Origin of the sequence: Fretibacterium sp. OH1220_COT-178 (assembly GCF_003860125.1) — a bacterium.
Taxonomy (GTDB): domain Bacteria; phylum Synergistota; class Synergistia; order Synergistales; family Aminobacteriaceae; genus CAJPSE01.
On sequence record NZ_RQYL01000004.1, the window covers coordinates 12,337 to 38,311 of the forward strand.

Here is a 25,975-nt window from a genome sequence, read left to right on the forward strand (position 1 = left end):
GTGGCGGCCGGCGAAACGGAGGAACGGTTCGTCCTGGACCTGGGGCCGCTGGGGGGCGGGAGCTGTCTGTGCACCGTACGGAGAAGTGTACGCGCCAGGCGACTGCGCTTGATCGTCAACGGTACGGGGCTGACGTTGGTGGTGCCGATGGGGCATCCTCCCCTCCGGGAGGTCGATGCCCTTCTTGAGCCTCATAAAGCCTGGATCGTCAAAAGCCTCGAAAGGGTGCACATTTCATCCGTGGCTCGTCACGCCGGTGACGTGGAGGAAGCCCCGCCAAAGCGGATTCTTCTGAGGGCGCTGGGGGAGGAATGGCGCGTCGTTGCGGCGGATTCCCCCGAGGAACGCCTGTCCGCAAAGGACGGCTTTTTGCGTTTGCCGCAGGACTTCCGTAAGGAGGAGGCCTTCGCCGCCCTAAGGCGCTGGGTGCTCCTCCGGGCCCGCCGGGCTTTGCCCCCTCTCCTGATGGAGCTGGCCATGGAGCATGGGCTCGCCGTGGGAGGCGTCTCGGTCAAGGCAATGAGGAGCCGATGGGGGAGCTGTTCGTCCAAGGGCAATATCAGCCTGAACTCCCGCTTGCTGTTTCTTCCCCCCAATCTGGTGAGGCATGTCCTTCTGCACGAGCTCTGTCACATTACGGAGATGAATCATGCACGGACCTTTCACGACCGCCTGCGGGAGATGGACCCCGAGGCGGAACGCCACGCCGCCGAGCTCAAAGGAGGCTGGGGGTTGGTGCCGCGATGGGCGCGTTAATTTTTTTCCGGGTTCGTCTTCCTCGAGGACATGCAGCGGCCGCAACCGTGGCATCCCTTGGGGCAGGGCCTCGAGGTTCGGGTACGGCAATGGATGGCAAAAAAGATGCAGAACACGGTGACGCAGATCACGATCAAACCCCATGGCATGCGGTCGATCCCCTTCGCTTATTTTTCCAAGACGCGAAAGCAGCCGAAGAAAGTCCTGCTCCGTGCAACCTCGGAGGAGGGGGCTTCATCCCCGATTTCCGTCGCTATCTTGCTTTCAGCCGAGCACCCAGGCGCTCGATCGTTCGGAGCCAGCGGATGACCGGGCTTTCACGGAACTCGATGGCCTGGACGGGACACATCTCGTGGCAACAGTAGCAGCGAATGCATTTTCCGTAGTCGAAGCTCAGAGTGCGGTTGGAATGGATCAGAGCCCCGGCGGCACAGACGGCCTCGCAGCGGCCGCAACCGATACAGCGGGAGGGAACGTGGACCGGACGGGATGTCAGGGCACGCTCCCAAATCCGGGCAAAGGGCAGGCGGGGCAGGAGCCTCAGTCCGCGAGGGGTCGGGATGTCCACGTTCGGAAAGACGTGATCCGGGGCAAAGTCCCCCGCCAAATCGTCCTCGTTCAGGACGCACTGCGGGAGCCCCCTTTTTTTCGCCGCCAGCCACAGGGGAAAGTCCTCCGGAGCCGCTCCCATCATTCGGCCCAGCCAGAGGTCCAGCGCCAAAGCGTCCTTGGAAGCGGCCAGAACCCCGTAGGGTCGAGGCTTTCCGCTCGTCGGCCCCATACCGTCCATGCCGATGATGCCGTCCAGGATCGTCAGGGCCGGGGCGATTCCGTCATGGATGTCCAGAAGCAGGGCAGCAAAACGCTCGCAACTCAGGCCCACGTCGTAATGCCAGGAGGCCTTGCGCCGTCCGACGACGCAGCCAAAAAGGTTCTTCACGCCGAGCGTCAGAAGCATCTGGCCATGCGTCTTCATTTTGGGCAGATTGATGATTGCGTCGGCCTCCAGGACCTGACGGGAGATCTCGATCTTGCGGAATTCGGCGCCCTGTTTCGCGGGCATCGGGACCGGGTCCGTCAGTTCGACACAGGGGATCCCGAGTTCCCGGGCCACACTCATGAACCCGGCCCTCTCGGCTGCGGGCACGAAGGACTCGATTCCCGGACTGTCCGCGATGAAGGGACGACCTCCTGACTCCAGAACCTGCCGGGCTACCGCGCGGACGACCGACGGATCCGTCGTGACACGCCGTTCGGGCGCGTGTCCGGCCACGAGATTGACCTTCAGAAGAACCCTGTCCCCGCGTGCAACGAAACGGCCGATACCGCCGAAGTGCTCGAAGGCCGCCCGGACGGCCGAATCGACCTGGGAAAGATCGTAGCTCGATCGGCGGAGCAACAGAACCTTGCCGGACATCCCTGCCGTGGACACCCCTTTCAGGACTCTGCCCGGAGCTGTTCCCGAGTTTTTCGCTCGGTCTCCCGGTCGATCCGACTGTTGCGGAAATAAAGGGCCGTCTCTATGGCCACAAGCGTAAAGTTGATGGAGTAGGGGATGAGCAGGAAGGCTCGAAATCCGTCGACCAGATAGACCTTTGCTATTCCGGCCGAGTAGCCAAGCAGGATCACCGAGAGAAAACCCAGGCTCTTTCCCCTGGCTGTACGTGCCCTCCAGGATTTGAGGATGGACAGAGGCCAGGCGGCTCCAAAGCAGACCAACATCATCGTCTCCAGAAAATGAACCCAATTCACGAAGGGTGAGCTCCTTTCGGTTCCGCGCTCTCTTTCACGAGGCTGCGGGAGGTCGTTTCGTTCGAGGCCCCATCATAGCACATCGTTTCGTTGAGGTGGAGTGCAGACGCCTCGGCACCTTTTCTCATTTCAATTTCTGGTTTACACTATACAACCGGAGTTCGTCCATTCTACGATGGAAGCGGAGGCGTTGCCGTGCAAGCATTCGATTATTCTTTTGACCTCGACGGCTATATTTCCAAAGAGCGTTTCGCCCGGTTGAAGGCGTTCTCGGCAGACAAGGAAACTCCTTTTGTAGTGCTCTCCCTCGGGGTCGTCGCCGGAAAATACGACAGCCTGAGGAAGGCCATGCCCTATGCGGACATCTACTATGCGATCAAGGCGAATCCGGAAAAGGAGATCCTTAAGCTACTCATCGAACGGGGCAGTTGCTTCGATATAGCCTCTATCCATGAGCTGGATCTGATGCTGAATCTGGGGGCGGCTCCGGACCGGCTGAGCTATGGGAACACGATCAAGAAAGCGCGGGATATCCGTTACGCCTACGATAAGGGGGTTCGCCTCTTTGCCTCGGACTCCGAGGGCGATGTGCGCAAGCTGGCGGCCAACGCTCCGGGGAGTGACGTATTCTTCCGGATCCTGGCGGACGGGAGGGGAGCGGACTGGCCCCTGTCCCGAAAATTCGGAGCCCAACCCGAGGTGATCTTCGATAACATCCTGCTGGCGAAGACTTTAGGGCTGAATCCCAGAGGAATATCCTTCCACGTGGGATCCCAGCAGAAGGACGTGACCCAGTGGCGCATGGCCATCGAAACCTGCAAGGAGCTCTTCGAGGCCACGGCGGATCGGGGAATTGCACTGGATCTGATCAATATGGGGGGCGGGCTGCCGGCGCACTATCGGACCCCGATCGAGGAGACCTACGTCTATGCCGCCGAGATCACGGACTACCTGAGGGAGTTCTTCGGAGACGAGTTTCCCCGAATCATCATTGAGCCGGGGCGCTATATGGCCGGCGACGCCGGTGTGCTCGTCACGGAGGTCGTCCTGGTGTCCCATAAGGAGCGGGAGGGCGGGCTCCCCTGGATTTACCTGGACGTCGGAAAGTTCGGCGGGCTCATCGAGACCATCGGCGAGAGCCTGCGCTACCCCATCTACTCCGAGCGGACGGGGGAGAGCCGGGACTACATCCTGGCCGGGCCGACCTGCGACAGCATGGACGTGCTCTACGAGAAAAATCTGGTCCGTCTTCCCGTGAATGTGGATGAGGGAGACAGGCTTTACGTCTTTACGACGGGGGCCTATACCCAGACCTACAGCTCCGTCTTCTTCAACGGTTTTCCCCCCTTGAGGAGCTACGTCGTCGAGTGACGGACTCAGAGGTCGAGGCCCATCCATCGCACCAGCCAGGGGTAGACCTCCTTGATTGGGGCGGGATTGATGCTGTATACGATGAACGCTCCCATCGCCATGGTGAAGTGAAAAACGGAAAGGAAGAAGCCCCGATAACGATCGGCACGGGCTATCCGTGCCAAGGCGTATTCGCAGCAGACGAAGCCGGTGATGAAATAAAGGGCTTTTCCCGTGGCCGGGTTCTGGGCATAGGCCATGCAGCGCAGGACGCACCAGGCCGTCCAGCCGGTCAGGATCCAGGTGAGGATCAGGGAGATCAGGATTTGGACGAGCAGCGAGATGGGGGTGCCCAGACGTCCCATCGGGGAGGCTCCGTTTTCCATGTCCTCCAGTGCGTCGTAGACGGGATGGAGCAGGGGCATGACATAGCGTGGCACCAGATCCGATAGGGCCCATGTCGCAAATACGAGCCAGCCGGCAAAGTCGAGGTAGTGCACGATAGGCCTCCTTAATATAAAATGGGTCCGTTCCCCTGTCGGGACGGGGGGTTCAAGCCTTGAGGAGGTGAGCAACCTGGAAATATCCGAAAGCATTGCGCGCTATTCCATGGACATGGCCGCCGTACGGGTGAGCAGCGCCGTGCAGGCGTCGATGTTGAAGAACGTGATGGAGCTCGAGCGGGCGACCATGGCTCAACTCCTGCAGTCTATGGGGGTGGGCGGGGCGCTGGACGTCCAGGCGTAGGCGTCTCGCGAAGCTCTTTCGTGAGGGCATATCCCTTTTGGGGGGTGTGCCTTCATCGTTCTCGGTCGCTACGGCGAAATCTGCATCTTGCGTTTCCCGGTGGAACGGGATGAGTTGATGTTGCGTGTCGTTTGCGGAAAGATGTCGTGTACGGGATCGCTTGTGGGGTCTTCCGGATCCCTTGTCAACGGAGGCGATGGGCGGCGGCAGCGGGCCTTCATCTTGGCTCTCTGCCGTTTTTCGGCGTCCGTAGTATCGGGTGAGAGGATGTCGGCAAGCAGGCAAGCCACGTACATCTCGAGAAATTCGTGGAAGGATTGCAGGGATTTTCCGGTAAGCTTTCGGATCCGATTGAGCCGATAGCTCAGGGTGTTTCTGTGGATATGGAGCTCGTCGGCAGTGCTCTGATGATGAAAAAAGTTCTTGACGTAGGCCAGGATCGTCTTTCTCAGGTCCTTGTCGTCGGGGGACAGTTCGATCTGGGAAAGCCGATCGGATACGAAACGCCTTTGCCGATCAAGTGGAAGGCTGGAGAGGAGATACTCGAAACGCAGGTCCTGGATATCATAAACCCCGGGACGACGGAAGAGCGTCTTCCCAAGATGTACCGCCTCCCATGCGCTGCGGTAGGAAAAGGAGAGTTCGGGCACCCCTTCGAAGAAAAATCCGATCCCGATCACCGCAGACAGTTTCTTTTCCGTCAGCTTTTTAAGGACGAGAAGGGAGTTGTCGTTGACTCGCTGGTAGACTTTCTCCTTGTCGTTTCGGATCTGAGGGGAGATGGAGCAGAAAATGGCGTATTTGTCGCTTTTCAGGGAGATGGAAACGTCGTTGGGATGATTGAATATGCCCCTTATATCCATCAGAATGCGATTTTTCAGCGCCTGGATGAAGCTCTCGGCCTCTCCGCCGCTTTCCCAGGAGTTTTTGCCCCATTGTTCACGGGTGAATCGTTTGAAGTGATGGATGTCGAATACGATGGGAACGTAAAGAAAGTCCGGAGCAAAGCCGAGACAGCGGGCTCTTGTCTCGAGCATGCCGAGATCGCTGATGCCGGGGACGTAATTGACGAAGTCGGAGATAACGTCCTGAATGGCATTTTCCTTGAGGAAAGCGGTCTGCAACCGTTGCCGTTCTTTCAGGACCATCTCGATCTGCCGCTTTATGGCCAGGGCAAAAGGACGCACACAACCGGCCTCCCCCAGGACTTCCACGGAGCCCACCACCTCCATGCACGCATCGAACAGGGGAACGGCGATTCCTGAGCCGTCGATCTTCTCTGCATTGTGCTGCAGTGCAGCCCTTTTCCTTTCCTGGGCAGGTTTCTCCAGAAGTGCAAGGCATAGTTTTCGGGGTGTTCCCAGGAGAGACGCGGAGGAGGCGCTGATGACGAGCCCCAGAGCATTTGTGACGATCAGGGGAAAGGATACGATTTGCGTCATGGTGTTGACAACTTCCTGTGCGATGCCTTTGAAGGTATCGGAGTCGAGCATCAATCAAACCTCCTGTGCAAAACGCATAAAAAACGAATTGCAAAGCAATTCATGTCTGTGGATTTTCAACGGTGCAAGACCGTCTTAAATTGTATAACATGACTGCGTTGGGAAACAAGTGTCTCGCATTAATGCCACGATATTCAGATTTTAGGGAGCCTGTTTTCGTGGCCTTTTTGCACAAAAAAGGAGGATAAGCAGAATGGCAAAGGTAGTTAATTCGTGGAATGACTTCGATCCTCTGAAGCATGTCATCGTCGGGCGTGCGGACAATTGTTGCATCGCGCCGTCCGAGCCCGCATCGAAGGCGAAGGTTCCCCTGGACAGCCCCATGCGCGGCATGACCGGCCCCCGTCCTCTGGACACGGTCGAGAAGGCAAACGCCCAGCTCGATAATCTGGTCAAGATCCTCGAGAAGCACGGCGTCAAGGTTGACCGCCCGGAGCCCATCCAGTGGAACCAGGCCGTCGTGACGCCGCACTTCATGACCGGAAGCATGTTCGGATGCATGCCTCCGCGCGACGTCCTCCTCACGATCGGCAGCGACATCATCTGCGCCCCCATGTCCTTCCGTTCCCGCTTCTTCGAGTATCTGGCCTACTCCAAGAATCTGCGCACATACTTCGATCAGGATCCCGACTTCCGCTGGTTCTTCGCTCCGCGCCCCGAGCTGGGGGACGCCAGCTACGACATGCACTACTATGACGGCGACATCACCGAGGACGTGCTGCTCGAGCGCACGGCGAAACTCGAGATGGTCACCACGGAGCATGAGATTCTCTTCGACGCGGCGGATGTCCTGCGCCTGGGCAAGGACCTGTTCATCCAGCACGGCCTGACGACCAACCGCAAGGCCATGGAGTGGATTCGCCGCATGTACCCGGACTTCCGCATCCACGCGGTGAACTTCCCCGGGGATCCCTATCCCATCCATATCGACGCTACCTTCGTGCCGCTGCGTCCCGGTCTTATCCTGAACAACCCGCACCGCAAGCTGCCGGCCGACCAGAGGAAGATCTTCGAGGCGAACGGCTGGGAGATCGTGGAAGCGGCGATGCCCGCCCACAAGGAGCCCCCGGCGCTCTGCTACTCCAGCGTGTGGCTGTCCATGAACTGCCTCGTTCTCGACCACAAGACCGTTCTCGTGGAGGCGAGCGAGGTCCATCAGCTGGAGCAGATGGACAAGCTGGGAATGAACGTCATCCCCGTGCCCTTCCGCGACGCCTATCCCTTCGGCGGCGGTCTCCACTGCGCGACGGCGGACGTCTACCGCGAGGGCAAGTGCGAGGACTACTTCCCCAAGCAGGTGGCGGATCCCACGCTCGTCGAGTTCGGCAAGATGAGGAATGGTTAAAAAGCTGCGATCTGATCTAAAGAAGGTTTCGGTCTAGCATAACGTTTTTGGAGGTTTGCCTGGCTGCCATAGTCATTGAGCTCGACAAACCTCCTTTTTCGTCCGCCAGGCTTTTTAAAATATTTGCTGAATAAGGAGGATGCCATGCTGGGTTCATGGACCTTGGATGCATTCGCGATAGGCAGCGTTATCCTTTTTGCCGTTCCGATCATTGCCTGTATCCGCAGGCAAATTAAACAGGGAAAAGGGAAGTGTGACTGATGACCAGCGTAGCCATTTACAGATGGGCCATCTTTTTTCTGGCGTCGGCCATACTTATTGGAGTGGGCTGGTGGACCAACGTCAGGCTCAAGAAAAAAGCAGCGACGGCTCACCTGTCCAGTGAGGACGAGAAGGCGTTCCTGCTCGGCAGCAACGAGATGGGCCCCTTCATAGCGGCCGGCACCCTTATGGCAACGGGCTACAGCGGCTGGGGCTTTATAGGCTCGCCGGGGACGGCCTATGCCTACGGGACCATCGAGGTTCTTGCGAACTTCTTCTTCGCTCCGGCCATTACCTTCGGCTCGCTCTTCTTCGCGGGCTTCATGCGCAAACATGGCGAAAAATACGGGGCGCTGACCGTGCCGGAGTACCTTGCCAATACCCACAGGGGCTCGCACGGCATGCGCCGTCTCGTTCACTTCTTGGCAGCCATTGCTACCTTCATATTCATGTCGGTCTACATGATAGGCCAGATTCGCGCCGTCGCGAGCGTCGCGTCGGAATGGCTCGGGACGTCGGTCCATATCTCGGCCGTCATCTTCATGGCGGTCGTCATGATCTTCACCATGCAGGGCGGGCTTCTGGCCGTGGCGATCACCGACACGATCATGTGCTGCGGCATGGTCATCGCCTCGGCCATCGTCTACTACGTCATAATGCAGGATGTGTCGCTCACGGAGCTCATCGCCAAGGTCAGCGAGATCAATCCGGAGTTCATGAACCCCACCACGTCGAATCCCTACGGCAATCCCAAGTACAGCGTGTTCCTCGTCTTCGTGTACGCCATGCTCTTCACTACGGTTTTGCCCTACATGTCGGTTCGCTTTCTCGCCATGAAGAAGAATATGAATATCCCGCTCGTCGCGCTCTTCATGGCACCGATGGGGTTTGCCATGAGCTTTGTCCCCATGGTCGGTATCTACATGTTCTACAAGGATCCCACCTGGCCGCAGACCCTGGCGGCTGGTGCTCCGGCGGGCGCGCACGTTGCGGATCACGCGATGCCGGTCTTTTTGAACACCTACCTGTCGCCTGCCGTGGCCAGCATCATATCCCTGTTCATCATATTCGCGATGCTGTCCACCATAAGTTCCGTGCTTCAGGTGCAGGCATCGGCACTTTCGCACGACCTCTTCGTCTCGGCTGCGGGCAGGGAGTCGAAATATGCCAACACCCTCAACCGCGGCGCTGTCGTCGTCACGACGGTGTTGGGCATCGTGTTGACCTTCTTCGCCCCTCAGGGCATGTTGAACCGTATCGCCTACATAGGCACCGGAGGCCTCATCTCGATGCTGGTCGGGCCGACCATAATCAGGACGTTTATCGACGGCAACCTGTTGACCTGTCTGCTCTCGATGGCCACGGGGTTCTTTGCCAATGTCTACCTCGTTATCTACGGCGGGCTCGGATGGGTCGAGGCGCCGATCATTGCAGGCATCGGCGGCTCGCTGGTCTACATGATCGTCGGCTACATCACCAACGGGATGCGCCGCGAACCCTTACCCTTGCCGATCGCCGAATCGACGAACTGACGCCTGGCGTCGGATGGTACCGCGCCGGAAAATGCGCTGTGGGGAGGTATTCTTTCGTCCCCGGCTCTGAAGCGCATTTGCCGGCGTTTTTTAAGTAGTATCCTTATCAGGATTAGGAAAAAGGAGGACGGAGGCGGTATTTGCTGCTTTCATGCAGGCATATGGACCGCCACGAGAAAGAAGCGACATGAAAAAAATTCAGGTGTTCTCCGAAATAGGAAGGCTGAAACAGGTTATCCTCCACAGGCCTGGCAACGAGCTCTGCAACATCTCCCCCGATCTGATGACGGATTTCCTGTTCGATGAGGTTCCGTTCCTGCGGGGCGCGATTGCGGAGCACGACGCCTTTGCCGCCAAGCTCAGGGATTGCGGGGCCGAGGTGATCTACCTTGAGGATCTCGCTTCGGAGGCCATCGAGAACGGCGGGGTGCGCGAGGCGTTTGTGGACGAGTTCATCGGCGAGACCTATGTGACTTCCAAAGACGAAATCCGGATGCTCAAGGATTTCCTGCTGAGCATTCCCAAGACGCGGGATATGGTGCTGCAGATCATGGCCGGCAACCGCCGCACCAGTTTCCCGAAGCGTGAATACACGTCGCTCGTCGACTTCGTGGACACGGAATACCCATTCATCACAAACCCGATGCCCAACCTCTATTTCACGAGGGACTCCTTCTCCATTATTGGTTCCGGCGTTTCGTTGAACCATATGTGGAGCGTCATCCGCAACCGGGAAACGCTCTTTGGGAAGTATATCTTCAAATATCACCCGCGCTTTCAAAACTCCGCCATCCCCTTTTACTACGACAGGGACATTCCGTACAATATCGAGGGCGGCGATCAGTTGGTCCTGAGCGATAAGGTCCTGGCGATCGGTATCTCGCAGCGCACCGAAGCGAGGGCCATCGAGATCTTCGCCGAGAAGCTCTTTGCGGGCCCCGATGGATTCGAGACGATCCTGGCGTTCAAGTTTCCCGCCAAGCGCGCCTTCATGCATCTGGACACGGTCTTCACCATGGTGGACCGGGATCTTTTTACAATACACCCGGAGATCCAGAAGCACCTCGAGGTCATCGCGGTGACGATGAAGAACGGGGAACTGAAGTTCGAGCATCAGGGGCGCGTGCTTGAAGATGTGCTTCAGAAGTACCTGCACCTCGATAAAGTCAGACTGCTGCCTTGCGGAGGAGGCGACCCCGTCGACGCGCCCAGCGAGCAGTGGAGCGACGGATCCAACACCTTCGCCGTCGCTCCAGGCGAGATTATCGTCTATGACCGCAATGTGGTCACGAACAAGCTCCTCGAGGATGCGGGTGCCAAGCTGCACGTCATACCGTCCGCCGAGCTCTCTCGGGGACGCGGAGGGCCTCGATGTATGACCATGCCCTTGTTCCGGGAAGAGATTTAAGCACAAAGAGATTTATCGTAAAATGTAGAATGTCTTCGTGCGTTTCAGAGTTTTTTCATACTATTAACACAGCTCTTGGGTCACGCTCTTACATAAATCAAATTTTATTTGAGGAGGCAACACACGAAATGAGCAAGAATTTGAGAGGCAAAAGCTTTTTGAAGCTCCTGGACTTCACACCGGAGGACGTCCGCTACCTTCTGGATCTGGCCAGGGACTTCAAAAGCCTGAAACGTACCGGGACGCCCCACCGCTACTTGGAGGGCAAGAACATCGTCCTGCTTTTCGAGAAGACCTCCACGCGGACGCGCTGCTCCTTCGAGGTGGCCGGTCTGGATCTGGGGATGGGGGTCACCTATCTGGATCCCGGCAGTTCCCAGATGGGTAAGAAGGAGAGCATCAGGGACACGGCTCGTGTTCTCGGCAGGATGTACGACGGCATCGAGTACCGGGGCTTCAGCCAGGAAATCGTGGAGGAGTTGGCCAAGTTCTCCGGAGTCCCGGTGTGGAACGGCCTTACCGACGACTTCCATCCCACCCAGATGCTTGCGGACCTTATGACCATGGAGGAGCACTTCGGCCATCTCAAGGGGCTGAACTTCGTGTTCATGGGAGATGCCCGGAACAACGTCGCGAACTCCCTGATGATCGCGTGTGCTATGATGGGAGTCAACTTTACGGCCTGCGCCCCCAAGGATCTGTTCCCCAAGGCCGATCTGGTGGAAAAGGCGAAGGAGATCGCCAAGCGTCAGGGATGCACGATCCGCCTGGAGCCGGACGTCAAGACTGCGGTGACAGGAGCTCACGTGCTCTACACCGATATTTGGGTTTCCATGGGAGAGCCCGACGAGATTTGGGAGAGCCGGATCAAGTTGCTCTCGCCCTATCAGGTCAACAAGGCCGTGATGGATATGGCCGATCCGGAGGCGATCTTCCTGCACTGCCTGCCCTCCTTCCACGACAGGAAGACGTCCATCGGAGAGGACATCTACAAAAAATTTGGCCTGCCGGAGATGGAGGTCACGGACGAGGTTTTCGAGTCCGACCGCTCTAAGGTCTTCGATGAGGCCGAGAACAGGATGCACACCATCAAAGCCGTCGTCTACGCGACGCTGTGCTAGAGGAGGAAACGTAATTTTGAGCAGAGTTGTAGTGGCACTGGGAGGCAATGCCCTGGGGCATACTCCCGCAGCGCAGATCGAGGCGGTACGCAAGGCCGCTCCTTCCATCGTCGGGCTGATCGCGGCCGGACACCGTGTGGTCCTGGGGCATGGCAACGGCCCACAGGTGGGTATGATCGACAGCGCTCTGGACTATTCCGCCCACGGAACCCTTAAGACTCCGGAGATTCCGTTGGTGGAGTGCGGCGCCATGAGCCAGGGATATATCGGCTATCACCTGCAGCAGGCCCTGCAGGCGGAGCTCGAGAAGCAAAAAATTGCCAAGGACGTCGTAAGTGTTGTGACTCAGGTGGAGGTCAGTTCTGCAGATCCGTCTTTCAAGGATCCCTCCAAGCCCGTCGGCAATTTCTGCACCAAGGAAGAGGCCGAGCGGATCGGCAAGGAAAAGGGCTGGATCTTTATCGAAGATGCGGGCAGGGGCTACAGGCGGGTCGTTCCCTCCCCGGAGCCCATGCGCATTGTCGAGCTCGACGCCATCAAAAAGATGATGGACATGGATATGGTCGTCGTCGCCGTGGGCGGCGGGGGCATCCCCGTCGTTCGTGACGGCGAACGGCTCAAGGGCATCGATGCGGTTATCGACAAGGACAAGAGTTCCGCTCGGCTGGCTGCGGACCTCGATGCCGACGCCCTGGTGATCCTCACTGCGGTGGACAAGGTCGCCATCCGTTTCAACAAGCCCGATCAGAAGGACCTAGACCGGCTGACGGTCACGGAGGCGAAGGAGTACATCGAACGGGGCGAGTTCGCCAAGGGCAGCATGCTGCCCAAGGTACAGGCCTGTTTGGCTTTCGTGGAAGGCAAGCCCGGACGCAAGGCCGTCATCACCTCTCTGGCGCTTGCCGGAGAAGCCTTGAAGGGCGGCGTGGGCACCGTTATCGAGGGACTGTAGCAAAGCGGAGTCCCTTCCGTTTCTCCAAAGATAAAGCCGGGAACGAGCCTGAGCCTCGTTCCCGGCTTTATCTTTGGAGAAAACTCACGCGTCTTCGACCAAAGGTTTGCTGTAGGTGTACTCCGCATCCCAAGGGAAGAGGATCCAGGTATCCTGAGAAACCTCCATGATAAAGGTATCCACGAAAGGACGTCCCTCGGGTTTGGCGTAGACCGTGGCAAAGTAGGCGTTGGGCAGCAGGGAACGAACCACCTGGGAGGTCTTGCCGGTATCGACCAGGTCATCGATGATCAGCCAGTCTCTGCCGCCGCTGGGCGATTGGATGTCCTTCAAAATGTTGGGCTTTCCCTGGGTCCTGAGCGTGTAGCTCGAAATGCAGACCGTGTCCACAAGTTTGATGCTGAGCTCCCGTGCGATGATTGCCGAAGGGATGAGACCGCCCCTCGCGATCCCCACGATGCGCTCCCACTTCCTTATCCCGTGAAGCCGCGAAGCCAGAATCTTGCAATCCTGATGAATCTTTTCCCAGGATATGGAGCAGGTCTTGTGATAGCGCTCTTCGGAACCCATAACGATAACCTCCGTCAATGATTTGAAAAATTCCCCTCCATCTTTTGGGGAAAACAACGATCAGGAAAATAGCCGTTTGCCCGATGTTTAAGTTCGCTTGTGGAGAGGGACAACCCCCGAAACCTCTCCTGTGAAAGGTGAGGAAAGGCAAGGCATTCCATTTAAAAGGACACGATGCCGGTTCGAGAAGAAGCATAGCATAAGCCAAGGCTTTTGTGTGCTCCTTTTGTCGTTTTTTGGGTTTGTCCTTTGCTTCCGATTGCGATAAAATTATGAACAGCAGCTCATTTCGTTTTAAGGAGGGTTTTGGTTCCTATGAAAAAGCGAGGCCTGTTCATATTCATGTTGTGCGTTTTTCTGGCAGCGGGGGCCGCAGTGGCGGCCGAGCCTATCCCCCTTGAAAAAATCAACCCCAGTTACATCTATATCGGGCCGGTCGGAGACGGCGGCTGGACCTATATGCAGGATGCCGGGCGCGAGAAGACCGACAAGGACTTCCCCGGCCTGAAAAGCACGATAGTCGAGTCCGTCCCCGAGGGCCCGGCCGTCGTGCCGGTCCTGGAGAAGCTCGTTCGTCAGGGAAAATCCAAGCTGATCTTTGCCTGTTCTTTCGGATATATGGATTTTGTGATGGATGTCGCCAAAAAGTACCCGGACGTCACCTTCATGCACGTCTCCGGCTACAAGCGCGCCGACAACGTGGGAACGTTGTTCGGCCGCATGTATCAGCCCCGCTATCTTTCCGGGCTCGTTGCGGGAAGCATGAGCAAATCGGGCAACATCGGCTACGTCGCCGCGCACCCCATTCCCGAGGTCATCCGCATGATCAACGCTTTTACCTTGGGCGTCCGCAAGGTCAACCCCAAGGCTACGGTGAAGGTGATATGGCTGTTCTCCTGGTTCGATCCCGGCAAGGAGAAGGAGGCCGCAAAGGCCTTGATTGACGCCGGATGCGATGTCCTGGGCATGCATGCGGACACCGGCGCCGTAGCTCAGGCTTGCGAGGAGGCCAAGGTGTACGTCGTCGGCTACAACAACGACATGAGCAAGTACGCGCCCACGATGCACATCACCGCACCGATCTGGAATTGGGAGAAAATGTTTGCGCCCATCGTACAGCAGGTTGCGGATGGAACCTGGAAGTCCGAGGCGATCTGGGCGGGGATGAAGGAGGGGGCGGTGGAGCTCGCTCCGTTCGGCCCCGCGGTCCCCGAGGATGTCCGTAAGCAGGTGATGGACGATCAGGAGAAAATCGTAAAAGGGGAGTGGGACGTTTTCACGGGCCCGATCAAGGATCAGAAGGGCGAGGTTCGGGTCAAAGAGGGCGAGAGCATGTCCGATTCCGATATCTGGAGCATGAACTGGTTTGTGGAGGGAGTTTCCGGGGAAATTCCGAGGTGATTGTGCAAGCAAGGGCGCGCCCAAGGCGCGCCCTTGGCTTATGAATTGCGGGCTATAGCAAAAAGCAAAAAACGGAACCCCGAAGGATTCCGCCCGTTTTGCCCGCTCAGGCGACGCTGGCCGCTCTCCTGACAAATCCGGATTTCAGACACTTCGTGCAGACGCGAACCTTGAAGGTCGCTCCGTCGCCCGCGTCGATTCGGACGCTCTGAAGATTGACCAGCCAACGGCGGCGCGTGTGCCGATTCGAGTGGCTGACCGCATTCCCCGTTACGGGACCGCGCCCGCAGCACTGACAGACCTTTGCCATTGCAGTTCCCCTCCGTTTCTGTAACCTCGATCGACAAAGAGGGCTCTGCCCTCTCCCCGATTGATCGCTGCAGAATTTTGACCTCATGGATTTTACCATAACTTTGCCTGAAACGGGAAATGGACGAGGAATTTCTTGAAAAAATTTTTCGCCCTCTCCGCCTGTAAAACGGAGAATTTATCCATTTACAGCATGCCGTAAAAGCTCTATCCTTATCTTGAAAGATCCCCGTACCTGAAGCAGGGGAGTCGTGCCGTCGTGCGTGATGTGGAGGGAGGAGAGGCCATTGTCCTTCGGCAGAAATCTGGAGCGCCTGGATGAGGTGCTGAAACAGCTGGAGTCCGAACCGATGTCCCTGGATGAGGCGTTGGATGTTTTTGAACAGGGCGTATCTCTGGTTCGGGAAAATCGAGAGCTTCTGATGCGAGCGGAACAAAGGGTGAAGATCCTGACTCGCGAGGGGGAGGAGCCCTATGACGGGGCTCAAATCGCGGGTGAAAATGAAAACTAAAGATTGAAAACTAGACTTTTTTGAGCGTTTTTCTACGTTCTGTGCTATGCTTTAGCCACTTATGCAGGAATGTCTGGACAGGATGCTTTGTGCGATCGCTCGGGTGTTCTTTTGCAGTTCCTTTGCGACAAAATTGTGTGGAGGTGTCTGTAATGTCTGCAACGAGAAGGACGGCTACTAATGTGTTGCTGGATACCGCGCTGAAAAATTTTTATGGTGCGGCGGAGGAGATGGGCCTCAAAGATAAGCTGATTTCCATTTTAAGCCACTCCGAGCGCAGGCTTGAGGTCTCCGTTCCGGTCGAGATGGACGACGGTTCCGTTCAGGTGTTCAAGGGGTACAGGGTTCAACATTCCACGGCGCTTGGCCCGGCCAAGGGCGGAATTCGCTTCCATCCCGACGTTGACGCAGATGAATGCGAGGCGCTGGCTATGCTGATGACCTGGAAGTGCTCTTTGGCGGGCATTCCCTATGGCGGTGGCAAAGGAGGGATCAGCTGCGACCCTCTGGTCCTCTCCGTGAAGGAGAAGGAGCGTATGTCTCGGGCTTTTGCGGCTCGGATCGCTCCGATCGTGGGCACCTGGCAGGATGTTCCGGCCCCGGATGTCAACACCGGCGGTCAGGAAATGGTCTGGTTTATGGACACGATCGGCAAGATGCGTGGGCAGGTCGAGCCCGGTATCTTTACCGGCAAGCCGATTTTGTATTGGGGCTCGAAGGGGCGCAATGAGGCTACAGGGCGTGGAGTCGCCACCTGTGGACTGGAATTGATGAAGGTCCTGGGCAAGAATCCCGAGGATATGCGAGTGTCCATTCAGGGCTTCGGCAACGTCGGTAGCTATACGGCGAAGACGCTTGCGGATGCGGGCGCAAAAGTTGTTGCCATCAGTGATATCACGGGAACCTATTATTCTCCCAAGGGCATCGATCTCAAGAAGGCCTTCGCACAGATTCAGTCCCATCCCAAGAAGCTGCTGGAGGGTTTTACCTGCGAGGGCTGCGAGAAACTGGGAATCTCGGATGTTCTTTTCGTGGATTGCGACTTCCTGTTCCCCTGCGCGCTCGATGGCGTTCTGAACGACAAGACGGCGGACAAGGTGAAGGCCAAGTACGTGGTCGAGGGAGCCAATGGCCCTGTAACGCCCGATGGCGACAAAATCCTTGCGGACAAGGGCGTGATGCTCGTCCCTGACTTTCTGGCAAATTCCGGCGGCGTTATCGGCTCCTATTTCGAGTGGGCGCAGAACCTGCAGGGGTTCTTCTGGACGGAGGAGGAGTACAACAACCGCTTGATCCACATCATGAAGGGCAACTTCAAGCGAGTCTGGGACTATGCACAGGCCAAGAACGTCAAGATGCGTCGTGCCGCTTTTATGACCGCCATTCAGCGGGTGGCCGACGTGGAAGAGTTGCGCGGCATTTTCCTGTAGGGTCGGGCTGTAGGAGGGTAGGGCACGTTGAAAGGTAAAGTGTGGGCGGAGGTCGAACGTTTTCGGGACGATATGGTCGAGGCCCTCGGTCGTATTTGTCGGATTCCCGCCGTCTCTCCTCATAATGGGGGAGCGGGCGAGGAGGAAAAGGCCAGAGAGATCGAAAGGCTCGTCAAGGAGCTGGGACTTGGAGAGGTGCGCTGGCACCGGGTCGAGGACGATAAGTCCCCGACGGGCAATCGACCTTCCCTGTTTCTGGAGGTCCCCGGAAAACGGCGGCGTCGCCTCTGTATTCTGACTCACACCGATATCGTTCCGGAAGGGGACCGTTCCCTCTGGACGCTTGATCCCTACCAACCCGAGCTACGGGATTCACGTCTCTATGGCCGAGGGGTCAGCGACAACGGCATGACGCTCATTGCCTCGATCTATGCGCTCAAGGCACTTGCCGAAGCCGGAGTCAGCCCCGAGTTCTCCGTTTGCCTGGTGTTTGCGGCGGACGAGGAGATGGGGAGCAATTTTGGCCTCAAGCCCCTTCTTGATCGCGGACTCTTCCGGGAGGACGACCTCGTGATCGCGCCGGACGGCGGCAACGATGCAGGCGATTTCGTCGAGGTTTCCGAGAAGGCCAACCTGAAGCTTGCTTTTACGGTCACGGGACGTCAGGCTCATGCCAGTCTGCCCCATACGGGACTGAACGCCTGCAGGGCGGCAAATATCCTGGCCGTCGAGGTGGACGAGGCGCTGCACAAGGCATTTCCGGACGAGGATCCGCTCTTCGATCCGCCCGTCTCGACCTTCGAGCCGACCCGCCGCTTTGCCAACGTCCCCAACACGAACACGGTGCCCGGCAAGGAGCGCTTTGAGTTCGACTGTCGCGTTCTTCCCTCCGTCTCGCTGGACAAGGTGCTGGAGGTCGTGGAGCGGGTGCGAAAAGACGTAGAGATGCAGACCGGCGCGTCGATCGAGCTGAAAGTGGGACGAAGCGATGCGGCCCCCCCCACGTCGCCGGACAGCGACATCGTAAAACTGCTCTGCGGCAGCATTCGAGAGGTCCTCGGAATCGAGCCTAAGCTTGGGGGAATCGGAGGCGGTACCTTCGCTGCTCTCTTCCGCAGAAAAGGCATACCTGCGGTCGTGTGGCAACAGGAATGCGCCGGGGTCGCCCATCAACCGGACGAATATACGGAGATCGAGTACCTCGTCAACAATGCGAAGATCTTCGCGATGATGATGATGGGCGGAGCCTGACTCTCCGAGGCCCGGAAAATAAAAAACACTCAACATTCAAGGGGGCCGAAGATCAAGGGCCCCCTTCTTCAAATAGAAGAGTAGAGTCTCGAGCTCCGCTGAGTTATTGTGCGTGTCTCATGAGCGCGTTGTATTGTTCGTCGTTCAGGTCTATGGAATAGAACAGTTTGTAGAAGTCTTTGATCTCTCGTGCCGGATCGGACGTGTATCGGTCGGGGTGGAGCAGGCGTCCCAGCCACTGAATGCCCATCAGGCGATTGACCGATGGAGGATTGGAGACAAAACTGTAGGGGGCGGAGGGAATTTTATATACGCGTCCCTTCTTGACCGCCTGGACCTCGCTCCATATCGCGTCCGTCGTGATCATCTCGTACAACGCGTCGGAATCGGCGAGGACGACCTCGGGGTTCCAGGATAAGACCTGTTCCATGGACACCGTACTGCCGCTTCCCCTGGAGTTCGGTTCGACATCCGCCACGTTGACCGCGCCGACCTTTTCCAGGACCTCTGCGTGGAACGAGCCGCGGGCGTTGGTGTTCAGCCCCGTCTTGCCGGAGGCCCAGTAGACGCGGACCCGCTCGGCGTCCTTCAATTCCTTCCGCACGGAGGCCGCATGATCGAGACGCTTGCGGCAATAGGCGCCGAGCGTCTCTGCGCGCTCGGTATCGCCGGTCAGGGTTCCCAGCAGGGCGTAGGCCTCGGGCAAGGTATCGAGCGTTGCCCGCACGAAGGCCACGGGCATGTTTAATTGCCTTTGCAGGCCGTCCATGTCCTCTCGAATGGTCTTCTTGGCCTCGCCGACGTCGACGACGACCTCCGGGCCGGCGGCGATGAGCGCCTCCATGTTGAGATTTGCGTTCTTGCCGTAAAACTGGCCAAATTTAGGAAGGCCCCAGTAGCGCTCGTTGATGTAAAGACGAGCCTCCTCGGAGAAGTCCGCCGCGATGCCGGCCAGCTTATCCGGGCAGAGGGTGTAGAGAAAAATCTGCGCCAGAGGTCCCGAAGGAGCTACTTTTTGGACCGTCTGCGGAACCGGGACCGTCCGCCCGGCCGAATCGGTGAAGCTGCGCGCCGTCTCCGAGGCCGAGCAAGGCACCGAGCCGATGAGAAGCGCGATCATCGACAAAAGGAACAAACGCCGTAAAGCCTTTCTCATGATGAATCTCTCCTTTCGATCGTGCGATCCTTCCTCAGGAATGCCCTCGTTTTGGGGTGCAGACGACCCCCGTCTTCAAGCGATGAAGCTCCAGCGGGACACCGTACATTCGTTCCAGGATTTCTCGATCCAGGACCTCCTCGGGCAGCCCCATCCGCTCCGTCCGTCCGTCGAGCAGAACCAGAGCCGAATCGGCGAAGGCGAAGGTCTGGTCTGGGTTGTGAGTCGAAACGAGGATGAGGAACCCCTGGCCCGCCAGGTGACGGGCACAGTGCCATATCCGGATCTGATTGCCGTAATCGAGGCTCGAACAGGGCTCGTCCATCACCAGAATTTGCGCATTTTGGGCCAGGGCTCTGGCGATCAGAACCAATTGCAGCTCACCGCCGGAGAGGCGATGGCAGAGACGGTTCGCCAGGTGGGAGACTCCAACGGTATTCATGGCCTCCTCCGCCCGTCGTCTTTCCCGTCGGCCAGGGACGGAAAGGCAGCTCAGGCCGGGGGTGGTTCCCATCAGTACCGCCTCGAAGGCCGTGAGAGGAAGGGCCGCGGGACGTCCCTGGGGAATATAGGCGAAGGCACGGGCCCGTTCGCGGATACTGAGGCTTTTCAGATCCGCTCCCCCCACCTGTATCTTCCCGGCGGAGTAGGGGAGCAGGCCGAGAATACAGCGAAACAGGGTGCTTTTTCCTGCCCCGTTTCGCCCCAGGACGGCCAGCAGCGTCCCTGCCTCGACCGAGAAGGAGACGCCACGGAGGACGCGGCGCGTTCCGTAGTCCGCATGGAGGTTGCAGACGCCAAGATGCCGTTCCGTCATCTCGAGCGCTCCTGTCGAAGGATCAAGTAAAGAAAAAAAGGTGCTCCCGCAAAGGCGGTAAGAATCCCAATGGGCACCTCGCTCGTCGCCATCATCCTGGAAAAGTCGTCGGCTATGGGCAAAAACGCGCCTCCCAGCAAAATGGAAGCCGGAATGCTGCGCCGACAATCGCTTCCGATGAGGGAGCGTGCGAGATGCGGGACGACCAGTCCCACCCATCCGATCATTCCGCTGACCGAGACGCAGGCCGCCGTCACGAAGGTCGCGCAGACTATGGCCGTGCAGCGCACACGATGCACGTGAACCCCCATCGTCTGTGCCTCTTCGTCGCCGACCGACAGCACGTTGATGCGCCATCTCAAAAGGAGCAGGCAGAGCATTCCCAGGAGGATCGGCGGAGCCGCGAAAGAAAGGTCCTGAGATCGGATGGAGGCCAGGGAGCCCATGAGCCAGTAGGTGATGACGGGAAGGGTATTGGCGGGATCCGCTACAAGCTTGAGAAAGGACACTCCTGCAGTGCAGAGGGAGCCGACCATGATGCCCGAGAGCAGAAGTCCCAAGACGGGGTTGCCGCGCACCCGAGAGGCGATCAGGACGACGAGTCCTACGGCAAGCAGCCCGGACAAGAAAGCGCAGACCGAAACCGCCAGGTAGCCGAGTTCCAGATAGAGTCCCAGAGCGGCGCCAAGCCCCGCACCGGCCGAGGCTCCGAGGAGATCGGGGGAGACCAGCGGATTTTGAAATACGCTCTGGTAGACCGCTCCGGAGCATGAAAGCCCTGCACCGATCAGGATTCCCATGAGAACGCGCGGCAACCGCACTCCATAGAGTACCGTCTCCACCTGAGAAGCCCAGTCGGGCGTCAGAGGGAGCAGGGGCGCCGACAAGACGCGCACGACGGTGCCCGGAGCGATGAAATACCGGCCAAGGCCGAGGGAGATGACGGTCGAGGCCATAAACAATCCCGTCAAGAGAAGGAAACGACCTTTGGTGGATTTCATGAGCGTCCCCCCGGGAGGCGGTTGTTGTAGGGGAGGAGAAACTGACGTACAAGCCGCCCCGCCTCTCGTCGTGTTTCCGTCGTCACGGAGAAAAGCCGAGTGCGCGGGCTCGAGAGCAGAGCCTCGCGAAGCTCCCGATGGCGCCGCAGATATTCCTCGGGAAGCCCGAGCGTCCGGGCCAACTTCATGGCGTGAGCGGTGGATTTCAGCACTCCGATGCAGGGCACGCCTCCGTTCAGGACCTCCAGCAATCGTGCGTGAAATGCGTCGAGGAGGATTTCGGCTCCTCCGAACTCGTCGAGCAGAATGAGCCGCTTTTCGGCCGAGGAGGCCAGAAGCGCCAGCCCCGTACCGATGAACACCTCCGCTTGCCACCGCATTCTATCGCCATCACGCTCCAGAAAGATGTTGGGCGCATCCGGAGCGTAGGGGAGTGAGGAATGCCCCGAAAAGTCGGGGGAGGTCAGAGAAAAGGCACGGGTGTTCGCATTTTCGTCGAGCAAGCGCCGTGTCACGAACCCTCCTGCCCAGGAGAGCAATGGCCCCAGTTCCGCCAACAACAGAGTCGTCTTCCCCACCCCCGAGGGGCCTTCGAGAAACAGGTGGCTGCACATCGGGGCCTTTATCTCGCAGGCGGCAGAAGAACGTGAAAACAACTTTGAAAGGCTTCCTGCGCCATTCCCTGGACCACCTTTTCAAATTTTCGGTAGGCCTCCAACAGAGCCCGGCCCTCCGCCGTAAGCGAGGAGCTGCCCCCATTTTTGCCTCCCTGTCGACGCAGGATCAATGGCGTTCCCCATTCGCTCTCCATGTCCCTGAGAATCTTCCAGCCCTTGCTGTAGGACATTCCCATCCTTTGGCAGGCCAGACGGACGGAGTGCGTTTCCTCGATGAGAGAGAGGAGGTCCGAGGAGCCCTGTCCGAAAAAGGGCTTTCTCCGCACCAGACGGATGCGCAGTTCCGGAAAAACGGAGGGCTGCGGAACCTCGGAGGACTGGTCAAAGGGAAGGATTATCCCTCTATCCCGGACTTCGAGGGTGCTGAAAGTCCGGATATGGCGCTTCAGCGCCGCAAAGGGAGGCTGCTCCTCCATCTCCTGGATCTGCAGGAGCTCGGGGATCAGCGCCGTCGAAAGGCCGATGGGATATCCCTCCTTTCCCTCGTGCGTCGGCACGACCGAAGGAGCGTTCGAGGCCAGAACCGCGGCGGCGGCATCCGTGGAGAAAAAGGGGTAGTCCGCCGATGCGAGCAGGACACGCTCGCACTTGCTCTGAAGATGGAGCAGCCCCTCCCTGAGCAGAAGAAAAGAGGGGCTGCCGGACTTGGGAGCGATGCAGAACGCGCTCATATGCGCTACATGTTTTTTCAGGGAGTCCAGACAGTCCGGAGGAGAGACCAGGACGACGAGATCCGCCCCCGCCCGTTGAAAGGTTCGCACTGCCCGATGTACGGGTGACGCCTTTTGTCCTCCTCCGCGAATCGGGGTCATGCCCTCATAGAGATTGGACCCGAAAACGATCAGCAGTGCCCCTGTCGCCATTTCTTTTCCTCCCTCGAGGCCGTTCTCACAAGTTGTTTTATAGAATAACTCGTCTTTGAAATAATAGAGCAAAAAAATGGGGGCGTCAATCGACGGAGTGAGATGGGCTATAAAACAAAAAACAGGAGTAGGTTGGGGCTGCTTGGCGCTCTCCGAGGGCAAAACGCCCCTCGACGATTTCAGTCCCTCGGGGTATGATAAAAGTCAGATTTTCAGTCCGCAAGAAGGGAAGACATTCCGATTGAGAAGCGTCGACTTCCATATCCATCTTTATCCACCGGAGATCATTCGCGATGCGGAGTCCATATCACGACTCGAACCGTATTTCGATGCTCTGACCCACAATCGCGTGCACAAATGGGCCACGGTCGAGGACCTGTTGGCGCGTATGGAGCGCGACGACGTCGAGCGGGCGGTGGTGGGGGGCTTTGCCTTCCAAGATCTCGGACTCTGCCGTATCTGCAACGATTACATTATCGACGCGGTGGAAAAATATCCCGACAAACTGAGTGGCCTCTGTCTTGTCCCCCCTCTGGCACGAGGAGCCGAGGCGGAAGTGTTTCGCTGTGCGGAAGCCGGCTTGCTGGGGGTGGGGGAGCTCTTCCCCGAGGGACAGAACATCGACATCGCGGACCGCGATCAAACGTGGCGTCTCGCCGGAATCCTGCACGAGGCCAATCTCTGCGTGCTTTGGCATACGGCGGAACCCGTCGGACACGCCTATGTCGGCAAGGGGAATGTCGGGCCGAAAGAGGCCGCCGCGTTCTGCATGAACCACCCCGAGGTCAAGACGATCTTCGCGCACTTAGGCGGAGGCTTGTGGCTCTACGAACTGATGCCCGAGATGCGCCTCTATCTCAGAAACGCCCGTTACGATCTGGCGGCGTTGCCCTGGCTCTACGAGCCCGCCGTACTCAGAACGATCGAGAGCGCCGGAGTTGCCCATAAGTTTTTGATGGGGACCGATTTTCCCATCTTGGACTCCTCCCGATACGAGAGGATCTTTGCAGCTTCCGGTGCCGCTCCGGAGGTCTTGGAGCGTATCGCACGGGGGAATGGCTTGGAATTCCTGGCTTCCCTTGGACGCAACGGCAGGGGAGTGCAATATTGAACTCATCGGTATTCCGCTCCCTGCAGTCGCACAATTTCCGGCTCTTCATGAGCAGCCAGATCGTCTCCATGACAGGGATATGGATGCAGCGCATGGCGACGGTCTGGTTGGTGCTGTCGTTGACGGATTCTCCCTTTCTTTCCAGCACCAACGATTTTGCCAGCCAAGTCCCCATTCTTGTTCTGGGGCTTTTCTCCGGGGCTCTTGTCGACCGTATCGACAAGAGGCACTTGATTCAGGCGACTCAGTTTATGCTTCTTCTCCTTGCCCTGCTCATGAGCTTCTTGACCCTGAGCCGCTACGCGACCTATCCGATCATCCTTGCGATCAGCATCGTGCTGGGAGCCATCAACGCCTTCGACATGCCCGCCCGACAGGCCTGTATCAGCCAGATGGTCGATCGCCCCGAGCATCTGGCGAATGCCATCGCCTTGAACTCCGCTGTGTTCAATCTGTCCAGGGTCATCGGACCGACCGTGGCCGGATTCATCGTGGCGGGTGTAGGGGAGGGCTACTGCTACCTGCTGACGGGTATTGCTTTCATCGCACCGATCTATGCGCTGTCCGTCATGCGGCTGCCCCCTCAAAGAGCACCGGAACGCCGCGTCAACGTGGGAGAGTCCATTCGGGAGGGACTGGCTTACGTCGCCGGCAACGGGCACCTCAAAATCGTTCTGCTTCTGGTATGCGCGGTCAGCTTTCTGGGGATGCCGATCTACGTTACGTTCTCGGCCTTCGTCAAGATGGTCCTGAAGGAGGATGCCTCCTTCTTCGGACTCGTCCTTGGAGGTGTGGGACTGGGGGCTTTGTCTTCGACGATCCATATCGCCGCCGCACCCAACATACGAGGCCTTCCCAAAAGAATCCTTTGGGCCCTTATCCTTATGGGCATAGGGCTTACGGCCATGGCTCTGATCCGAAATCGATGGGTTCTCATCGCGATGGCCATGCTGGTCGGCGGAGGGTTGGTCTACTCCACGACGGGCTGCAACACAATGCTTCAGACCTTCATCTCCGATGCCATGAGAGGCCGTGTGATGAGCCTTTACGTCATGGCCTTTTCCGGATTTGCCCCTCTGGGCAGCCTCGCCGCCGGCATCATCATGAACCGCATAAGCATCGTCGGAGCCATTTTTTCGCAAGGTGCGGCCTGTTTCCTTATGGCGCTCATCTACCTGTGCGCCGTCGAAACCCTGGATCGAAACATCGACCGCATCTATGGACGGTAGGCACCAACCAAATATCTTCTGCGGGCTTGAGTAATTTATAATGTCCTATAATGTATCTTATGTTGCATTCAGTCTGGCATAAATGAATGAAATGCTTTAGTTCCATTTTCCTTCAATTCTAAGACAAGTACCTTCAACAACCAGAAGGGAAACAACTTCTTCTCCCAAAATAAACATTCCTGCAAACAATGGTAAAAAATCTATGGAGCTGCTTTCCCACGCTTGAATAAACCAACCGCCAAATGACAGCAAAATCGCGATAAGAATGAAGCCGCACAATTTTATTTCAGACAGAACAAACGCTACCTTGGCCCAGAAAAGACTATGAAGGAAAACTACCTGCAGTAGGAGGAAAAAAACAACCCCTAACGACACATATAAGATACCCCTGACAACCTCAAAGAGGTTAAAGAACCATATGATCCAGAAAAGCATGTGCAAAGCCAAAAATAAAAACTCGATCTCATGTTCAAATATCTTTCTAGGCCAGAGAATTCCTTTCACCTCTCTTTTTTGCTCCAACCCAAGACATGTGCGATAAATGACGGCCATGCCAAGAAATGTTCTCATGAGGATACTCACCCAAAGAGAAACATCCACGAATGTAATGTCATGTGCAAGATAATTTTTAACGAATCCAATAACCCCCAAAAGCCCTCCTAGAGAAAACACCCAAAAACACAGTCTTCCCCAAAAGAGCCTGTTAAAGAAAACAACTTCTATCAAGGAAAAAAGCATGACAACAACAAAACAAGCAAAAAGGAATCTCATACTCCAAGGGAAGGGCTTTATCCGTCTAAACATCAAGTAAACAAAAGGAGTCACTACCCAGAGACACAAGAAAGAGAATTCAACCTTGCCCTTAAGAGGTGGATATTTTGACAGATGTCTCACGCTTATTATGGACATCAGCGTCTCCCTG

General features: G+C 57.6%; 26 protein-coding genes. 14 read left to right on the forward strand and 12 right to left on the reverse strand.

Annotation, left to right across the window (positions count from 1 at the left end; genetic code table 11):
• On the forward strand, positions 1-756 hold the full coding sequence (locus EII26_RS02390; RefSeq protein WP_158612108.1) for a M48 family metallopeptidase: 756 nt from the start codon (positions 1-3) through the stop codon (positions 754-756).
• Positions 757-1,009: 253 nt separating this feature from the next.
• Here EII26_RS02390 and EII26_RS02395 read toward each other — a convergent pair whose 3' ends face one another.
• Both EII26_RS02395 and EII26_RS02400 read right to left on the reverse strand, forming a co-directional pair.
• Positions 1,010-2,188 (reverse strand): DUF362 domain-containing protein, encoded by a 1,179-nt coding sequence (locus EII26_RS02395; protein WP_124887550.1) that lies wholly within the window; start codon positions 2,186-2,188, stop codon positions 1,010-1,012.
• Between the two features lie 5 nt (positions 2,189-2,193).
• Positions 2,194-2,508, reverse strand: coding sequence for a hypothetical protein (locus EII26_RS02400; protein ID WP_124887551.1), 315 nt, complete (start codon positions 2,506-2,508; stop codon positions 2,194-2,196).
• A 195-nt stretch (positions 2,509-2,703) separates the two neighbouring features.
• Here EII26_RS02400 and EII26_RS02405 point away from each other — a divergent pair, with 195 nt between their 5' ends.
• Entirely contained in the window at positions 2,704-3,879 is a 1,176-nt protein-coding gene (locus tag EII26_RS02405; protein ID WP_124887552.1) for a type III PLP-dependent enzyme, read from the forward strand.
• A 5-nt stretch (positions 3,880-3,884) separates the two neighbouring features.
• On the opposite strand, the gene EII26_RS02410 is transcribed toward EII26_RS02405, so the two are convergent.
• The gene (locus EII26_RS02410) at positions 3,885-4,358 is read right to left on the reverse strand and encodes a hypothetical protein (protein WP_124887553.1); all 474 of its coding nucleotides are present in this window, start codon (positions 4,356-4,358) and stop codon (positions 3,885-3,887) included.
• Between the two features lie 67 nt (positions 4,359-4,425).
• On the opposite strand from EII26_RS02410, the gene EII26_RS02415 reads away from it, so the two are divergent.
• Complete coding sequence (locus EII26_RS02415) at positions 4,426-4,605, forward strand: putative motility protein (protein WP_124887554.1); 180 nt, start codon at positions 4,426-4,428, stop codon at positions 4,603-4,605.
• 68 nt (positions 4,606-4,673) lie between these two features.
• On the opposite strand, the gene EII26_RS02420 is transcribed toward EII26_RS02415, so the two are convergent.
• The gene (locus EII26_RS02420; RefSeq protein WP_124887555.1) at positions 4,674-6,098 is read right to left on the reverse strand and encodes a helix-turn-helix domain-containing protein; all 1,425 of its coding nucleotides are present in this window, start codon (positions 6,096-6,098) and stop codon (positions 4,674-4,676) included.
• Between the two features lie 202 nt (positions 6,099-6,300).
• On the opposite strand from EII26_RS02420, the gene EII26_RS02425 reads away from it, so the two are divergent.
• From EII26_RS02425 to arcC, 5 genes are all read left to right on the forward strand, one after another.
• Positions 6,301-7,452: a serine/threonine protein kinase gene (locus EII26_RS02425; protein ID WP_124887556.1), complete on the forward strand. Its 1,152-nt coding sequence runs from the start codon at positions 6,301-6,303 to the stop codon at positions 7,450-7,452.
• A gap of 260 nt (positions 7,453-7,712) precedes the next feature.
• Complete coding sequence (locus EII26_RS02430; protein ID WP_124887557.1) at positions 7,713-9,245, forward strand: sodium:solute symporter family protein; 1,533 nt, start codon at positions 7,713-7,715, stop codon at positions 9,243-9,245.
• Between the two features lie 187 nt (positions 9,246-9,432).
• Complete coding sequence (arcA, locus tag EII26_RS02435; protein ID WP_124887558.1) at positions 9,433-10,653, forward strand: arginine deiminase; 1,221 nt, start codon at positions 9,433-9,435, stop codon at positions 10,651-10,653.
• 128 nt (positions 10,654-10,781) lie between these two features.
• Positions 10,782-11,774, forward strand: coding sequence for an ornithine carbamoyltransferase (argF, locus tag EII26_RS02440; RefSeq protein ID WP_124887559.1), 993 nt, complete (start codon positions 10,782-10,784; stop codon positions 11,772-11,774).
• Positions 11,775-11,790: 16 nt separating this feature from the next.
• The gene (gene arcC / locus EII26_RS02445) at positions 11,791-12,726 is read left to right on the forward strand and encodes a carbamate kinase (protein WP_342447294.1); all 936 of its coding nucleotides are present in this window, start codon (positions 11,791-11,793) and stop codon (positions 12,724-12,726) included.
• Positions 12,727-12,810: 84 nt separating this feature from the next.
• Here the strand turns inward: arcC and gpt are convergent, their stop codons facing one another.
• On the reverse strand, positions 12,811-13,296 hold the full coding sequence (gene gpt / locus EII26_RS02450) for a xanthine phosphoribosyltransferase (RefSeq protein ID WP_124887561.1): 486 nt from the start codon (positions 13,294-13,296) through the stop codon (positions 12,811-12,813).
• A 315-nt stretch (positions 13,297-13,611) separates the two neighbouring features.
• Between gpt and EII26_RS02455 the strand changes: the two genes are divergently transcribed.
• The gene (locus EII26_RS02455) at positions 13,612-14,697 is read left to right on the forward strand and encodes a BMP family ABC transporter substrate-binding protein (RefSeq protein WP_124887562.1); all 1,086 of its coding nucleotides are present in this window, start codon (positions 13,612-13,614) and stop codon (positions 14,695-14,697) included.
• A gap of 106 nt (positions 14,698-14,803) precedes the next feature.
• Here the strand turns inward: EII26_RS02455 and rpmB are convergent, their stop codons facing one another.
• Positions 14,804-15,007 carry a 50S ribosomal protein L28 gene (gene rpmB, locus EII26_RS02460; RefSeq protein WP_124887563.1) on the reverse strand — a complete coding sequence of 68 codons (204 nt, stop codon included), beginning with the start codon at positions 15,005-15,007 and terminating at the stop codon, positions 14,804-14,806.
• A 286-nt stretch (positions 15,008-15,293) separates the two neighbouring features.
• Here rpmB and xseB point away from each other — a divergent pair, with 286 nt between their 5' ends.
• The 3 genes from xseB (at position 15,294) to EII26_RS02475 (ending at position 18,199) form a co-directional block, all read left to right on the forward strand.
• Entirely contained in the window at positions 15,294-15,518 is a 225-nt protein-coding gene (gene xseB / locus EII26_RS02465) for an exodeoxyribonuclease VII small subunit (RefSeq protein ID WP_158612109.1), read from the forward strand.
• 152 nt (positions 15,519-15,670) lie between these two features.
• A complete protein-coding gene (locus tag EII26_RS02470; RefSeq protein ID WP_124887565.1) occupies positions 15,671-16,948 on the forward strand; it encodes a Glu/Leu/Phe/Val family dehydrogenase in 1,278 nt (425 codons plus the stop codon).
• Between the two features lie 27 nt (positions 16,949-16,975).
• On the forward strand, positions 16,976-18,199 hold the full coding sequence (locus tag EII26_RS02475; protein WP_124887566.1) for a M20 family metallo-hydrolase: 1,224 nt from the start codon (positions 16,976-16,978) through the stop codon (positions 18,197-18,199).
• Between the two features lie 103 nt (positions 18,200-18,302).
• Here the strand turns inward: EII26_RS02475 and EII26_RS02480 are convergent, their stop codons facing one another.
• Genes EII26_RS02480 through EII26_RS02500 form a run of 5 tightly spaced genes read right to left on the reverse strand, consistent with a single transcriptional unit; the run spans position 18,303 to position 22,713 of the window.
• Positions 18,303-19,334 carry an ABC transporter substrate-binding protein gene (locus tag EII26_RS02480; RefSeq protein WP_233572557.1) on the reverse strand — a complete coding sequence of 344 codons (1,032 nt, stop codon included), beginning with the start codon at positions 19,332-19,334 and terminating at the stop codon, positions 18,303-18,305.
• Positions 19,335-19,389: 55 nt separating this feature from the next.
• Positions 19,390-20,172, reverse strand: coding sequence for an ABC transporter ATP-binding protein (locus EII26_RS02485; RefSeq protein ID WP_124887568.1), 783 nt, complete (start codon positions 20,170-20,172; stop codon positions 19,390-19,392).
• Complete coding sequence (locus EII26_RS02490; protein ID WP_199735024.1) at positions 20,169-21,143, reverse strand: FecCD family ABC transporter permease; 975 nt, start codon at positions 21,141-21,143, stop codon at positions 20,169-20,171. Before EII26_RS02490 ends, EII26_RS02485 begins: the two co-directional genes overlap by 4 nt.
• 26 nt (positions 21,144-21,169) lie before the next feature.
• Positions 21,170-21,787 (reverse strand): nucleoside-triphosphatase, encoded by a 618-nt coding sequence (locus EII26_RS02495; protein ID WP_124887570.1) that lies wholly within the window; start codon positions 21,785-21,787, stop codon positions 21,170-21,172.
• A gap of 8 nt (positions 21,788-21,795) precedes the next feature.
• Positions 21,796-22,713, reverse strand: a complete 918-nt coding sequence (locus tag EII26_RS02500; protein WP_124887571.1) for an NTP transferase domain-containing protein — start codon at positions 22,711-22,713, stop codon at positions 21,796-21,798.
• A 241-nt stretch (positions 22,714-22,954) separates the two neighbouring features.
• On the opposite strand from EII26_RS02500, the gene EII26_RS02505 reads away from it, so the two are divergent.
• Positions 22,955-23,824 carry an amidohydrolase family protein gene (locus tag EII26_RS02505; RefSeq protein WP_233572558.1) on the forward strand — a complete coding sequence of 290 codons (870 nt, stop codon included), beginning with the start codon at positions 22,955-22,957 and terminating at the stop codon, positions 23,822-23,824.
• Complete coding sequence (locus tag EII26_RS02510; RefSeq protein WP_124887573.1) at positions 23,821-25,053, forward strand: MFS transporter; 1,233 nt, start codon at positions 23,821-23,823, stop codon at positions 25,051-25,053. The genes EII26_RS02505 and EII26_RS02510 overlap by 4 nt, the downstream gene beginning before the upstream one ends.
• 96 nt (positions 25,054-25,149) lie before the next feature.
• Here EII26_RS02510 and EII26_RS02515 read toward each other — a convergent pair whose 3' ends face one another.
• Entirely contained in the window at positions 25,150-25,947 is a 798-nt protein-coding gene (locus tag EII26_RS02515; protein ID WP_233572559.1) for a hypothetical protein, read from the reverse strand.
• Positions 25,948-25,975: the final 28 nt, after the last annotated feature.

Coding starts and splice junctions, on each gene's coding strand:
- EII26_RS02420 (WP_124887555.1), bottom strand. CDS start 6,098: ATGCTCGACTCCGATACCTTCAAAGGCATCGCACAGGAAGTTGTCAAC.
- EII26_RS02425 (WP_124887556.1), top strand. CDS start 6,301: ATGGCAAAGGTAGTTAATTCGTGGAATGACTTCGATCCTCTGAAGCAT.
- EII26_RS02430 (WP_124887557.1), top strand. CDS start 7,713: ATGACCAGCGTAGCCATTTACAGATGGGCCATCTTTTTTCTGGCGTCG.
- arcA (WP_124887558.1), top strand. CDS start 9,433: ATGAAAAAAATTCAGGTGTTCTCCGAAATAGGAAGGCTGAAACAGGTT.
- argF (WP_124887559.1), top strand. CDS start 10,782: ATGAGCAAGAATTTGAGAGGCAAAAGCTTTTTGAAGCTCCTGGACTTC.
- gpt (WP_124887561.1), bottom strand. CDS start 13,296: ATGGGTTCCGAAGAGCGCTATCACAAGACCTGCTCCATATCCTGGGAA.
- EII26_RS02455 (WP_124887562.1), top strand. CDS start 13,612: ATGAAAAAGCGAGGCCTGTTCATATTCATGTTGTGCGTTTTTCTGGCA.
- rpmB (WP_124887563.1), bottom strand. CDS start 15,007: ATGGCAAAGGTCTGTCAGTGCTGCGGGCGCGGTCCCGTAACGGGGAAT.
- EII26_RS02470 (WP_124887565.1), top strand. CDS start 15,671: ATGTCTGCAACGAGAAGGACGGCTACTAATGTGTTGCTGGATACCGCG.
- EII26_RS02485 (WP_124887568.1), bottom strand. CDS start 20,172: ATGACGGAACGGCATCTTGGCGTCTGCAACCTCCATGCGGACTACGGA.
- EII26_RS02495 (WP_124887570.1), bottom strand. CDS start 21,787: ATGTGCAGCCACCTGTTTCTCGAAGGCCCCTCGGGGGTGGGGAAGACG.
- EII26_RS02500 (WP_124887571.1), bottom strand. CDS start 22,713: ATGGCGACAGGGGCACTGCTGATCGTTTTCGGGTCCAATCTCTATGAG.